General features: G+C 66.5%; 4 protein-coding genes. All 4 read left to right on the top strand.

Going from position 1 to position 3,329, the window contains the following annotated elements; all coding sequences use genetic code 11:
- On the top strand, positions 1-619 hold a 619-nt coding region (locus AC068D_RS35615; protein WP_478827297.1), incomplete at its 5' end, for a pilus assembly protein TadG-related protein.
- 31 nt (positions 620-650) lie between these two features.
- The gene (locus AC068D_RS35610) at positions 651-1,232 is read left to right on the top strand and encodes a hypothetical protein (protein WP_478827296.1); all 582 of its coding nucleotides are present in this window, start codon (positions 651-653) and stop codon (positions 1,230-1,232) included.
- Between the two features lie 8 nt (positions 1,233-1,240).
- On the top strand, positions 1,241-1,873 hold the full coding sequence (locus AC068D_RS35605) for an OmpA family protein (protein WP_478827295.1): 633 nt from the start codon (positions 1,241-1,243) through the stop codon (positions 1,871-1,873).
- 160 nt (positions 1,874-2,033) lie between these two features.
- Entirely contained in the window at positions 2,034-3,254 is a 1,221-nt protein-coding gene (locus AC068D_RS35600; protein WP_478827294.1) for a hypothetical protein, read from the top strand.
- The last annotated feature ends 75 nt before the right edge of the window (positions 3,255-3,329 follow it).

Raw genomic sequence — 3,329 nt, 5'->3', positions numbered from 1 at the left:
AGGGCAGGCCTTCCCCATCTACATCACGGTGGTGGCGGGTCTGCTCTTCCTCGCGTTCGCTTACTTTGCGGTGGGCCAGGCGTCCATGAAGAAGAACGAAGCCCAGACGGCTGCGGACGCCGCCGCCCTGGCTGCCGCGCAGGACGCGCGGGACCAGCTGCGTTGGCCGAGCGTCTTCGACCTCGAGGACTGGGAAGACATCCTCAGCGGTCGTGGCGACCAGGACCACGGCTCTTGCGCCATGGCCGCCGTTTTCGCCGAGAAGAACGATGCCAAGCGGGTCGACTGCGACCGGGACTCCTGGCCGAAGGTGTCGTACACGGTCGAGGTGGAGACCAAGAAGCCCATTGGCGACTCGGTGCTCGACGGCACGGACAAGGAAAAGGCCCGAGCGACTGCCACCGCGGTGATCGAGCCTCGCTGCCGCATCAAGGAGAACGAGGAGCCCTCCGAGAGCCCCGGCCCCGGAGACGGGAACGGCGAGGATGGCGGGGACGACAAGGACAAGAAGGGTTACAAGATCGTCTGCGATGACGACGACGACTTCCCCATCGACCCTGAGAACCTCAAGTTGCTGCCGGACCTGTCGGACCTGTTCTCTGTTCACCTGGCTGAGTAAGTAAGCGAATCACAGTGAGAGGAGCGCACCCATGCGTGCAGCCGTGACCCGAATCCACCTCAAGGGGGCCGTCGTTGCTGCGGCATCCGTTGCCATGGCCTTTGCCCTGACGGCGTGCGGTGGTGACGACGGCAAGGGCAAAACGGAGGATGGGTCGAAGGAGCCCCCTGCCTCGGCAGGGAAGACGGGCGGCGCTCCGGCTCCCGAGGTTGACGAGTCCCAGGTGCTGGCCACGATCAAGGACGGAAACAACATCGAGGTCGTCGTGAACTCGGCGCAACGTGATGCAGCTGGATTCGTCACGGTGAAGGGCAAGGTCAAGAACGGCTCCAAGCAGATCTGGTCTGCCCCGGGATGGCAGGGCACGGAGCAGGAGCTTCGGGACAACGGCGCTTCCATGGCGGGCACTTCGCTGGTGGACAAGGCGGGCAAGAAGCGGTACCTGATTCTGCGTGACACCGACGGTCGTTGCCTGTGCACCGCGTTTGACGGGTTCGCTCCCGGAGCGGAGCAGCCGTTCTTCGCGCAGTTCCCGGCCCCGCCTGCAGGTACGACAGAAGTGGAATTCCAGGTCCCGACGATGCCCACCGCGACGATCAAGATCTCCGGGTGATGGCTTCCATGAAGTCGAACTCCGCTCTTCGTCGACGTATCGGTCTGTCCGTTGCAGCGGCCGCGATGGCCGGCTCCTCAATGGTGTGGGGGACGAGTTCTGCCGTCGCGGACGACAACCCCACCGCGGCCCCTACCGCATCCCCACCGGTCGAGATCGACCCGAATTCGCCCGGTCTGCAGCTGGCCGACGGCGCGACGCTGGGCAACGTCCGCGTGCTGGACATCAAGTCCGTGGTCGAGGATCTCGGTGGCGAGGAGCGCCGCGAGGACACCAACGCCGATGTGAAGTTCGCCCTCCAGGCCGAGGTTCTCTTCGGCAAGGACAGCGCGAAGCTCAGCAGCGCGGCCAACGCCCGCATCGCGGCCATTGCCGAGGAGATCAAGAAGCAGGACGCCAAGAAGATCCGCGTCTTCGGCTTCACCGACAACCTCGGGTCGTCCGCCCATGGCGACGTGCTCTCGAAGCAGCGCGCAGACGCGGTGCAGGGTGTGCTGGCCAAGCAGCTGCCGGGCGTCACCTTCGAGATCCGTGGCTACGGTGAGCAGTATCCGATCGCCGACAACAGCACCGAAGAGGGCCGCAAGAAGAATCGCCGCGTGGAGGTCTCCTTCCCGCGAGGTGAGGGTTCCCAGAGCTGATACGCGTACAGAGGGGCCCGGCACCGCGACACGATCGCGAGGCCGGGCCCTCTGCGTGAGTGGGGCGGACAAGCGATGTACGGGGGCTGGAGTAAGAATGGGCGCGCATGCGTCGGCTGGGAGGAGCGGAATGGTGTGGAGAGCCAGAGGCAGTTCCGCCGTGGCTGTGGCGGCCCTCTGCGCGGCGGTGCTGGCGCCAGGGGTCGCCATGGCACTGCCGTCGGCGAACGGCACTGGCGAGGTGCCCGCGTACCGCATGGCAGAAGCTGCGAAGCCGGTGAAGGGTACGGCGTCGAGCGCCGAAGGGCCACTGCTCAAGAAACCGGGGTCGTACACCGACACCCTCGCCAAGGATGAGAAGAAGTTCTACCGGGTGCACCTGGACGACAGCTCCAACGCCATCGTCTCGGCCGTGCTCGCCCCGCCGGGGGGAGCCAAAGTCGGCATCACGGACGGTATGCGTCTCTCGCTGGCGTCCGCGGACGGCAAGCAGTGCGGTGAAGACGACGATGTCATGTTTCTGGCCGACTCCGCTCGGCCGATCACCGGGATCGTCAGTCGCCGAATCGAGCCCAACCGGTCCTGCCAGGAAGCAGGAGAGTACCTGTTCGCCTTGGAGCGGGTCGGCGCGGCAGGCGAGGACAGCCCGAGCTGGCCCGTTGAACTGGTGTACATGGCTGAACCCGGGGTGAAGTCCGGCACCGACGCGCCGGCTCCTACGGGGTGGAGTTCCGAGGCTCCGGCTCCTTCTGCCGGGCAGGCGAAGGCTGTCGCCGGCGGAACCGGGTTCAACGATGCCGCAGAGGTGCGCGCCGGGGCCTGGCGGGATGAGATCCGTCCCGGAGAGAGCCGCTTCTACAAGGTGCCGATCGCCTGGGGGCAGCAGCTCTTCGTCAACACGCGGCTCGCCAACTCATCCGGGCAGGGGACGTACGTGGCCGTCAATGGTCTGCGGGTCGAGCTCCTCAACCCCGGGCGGGGAACCATCGAGGGCAAGAGCGCCAACTACACCGGAGACCCGGCGGCGATCCCGCTCGGCACCGCCCCGGCCGCGTATGCGAACCGGACGTCAGGCAGCTCGGAGCCGGTCCGCGCGATGCGCTTCCAGGGCTGGTACTACGTACAGGTCACCCTTCACCGGCAGGTTCCCACTCCTGTCCCGCTGACTCTTGATGTGAGCATCGAAGGAAAGGCCGAGGCGGGGCCGACGTATGACGGTGACGCGGATGCGGCCGGATTCGGCCTTGGGGACGCAGCGGGGAGTGGTTCTGCCACGATGAAGGTCGTCGGGATCACCTCGCTCGGTCTGGGAGCTTTGCTGGTGCTCGGCTTGACGGCGTGGACCGTGGCGGCCCGCAGAAGCTCGGCGCGGCGCGGCTGACCGCGTACTCGATGCAGAACGCCACACGAGGTCGGCCCCCCGAAGATTTCTTCGGGGGGCCGACCTCGTGCAAGC

This window comes from Streptomyces sp. NPDC043861 (assembly GCF_056435905.1).
This window is presented reverse-complemented; position numbering and strand designations above follow the sequence as displayed.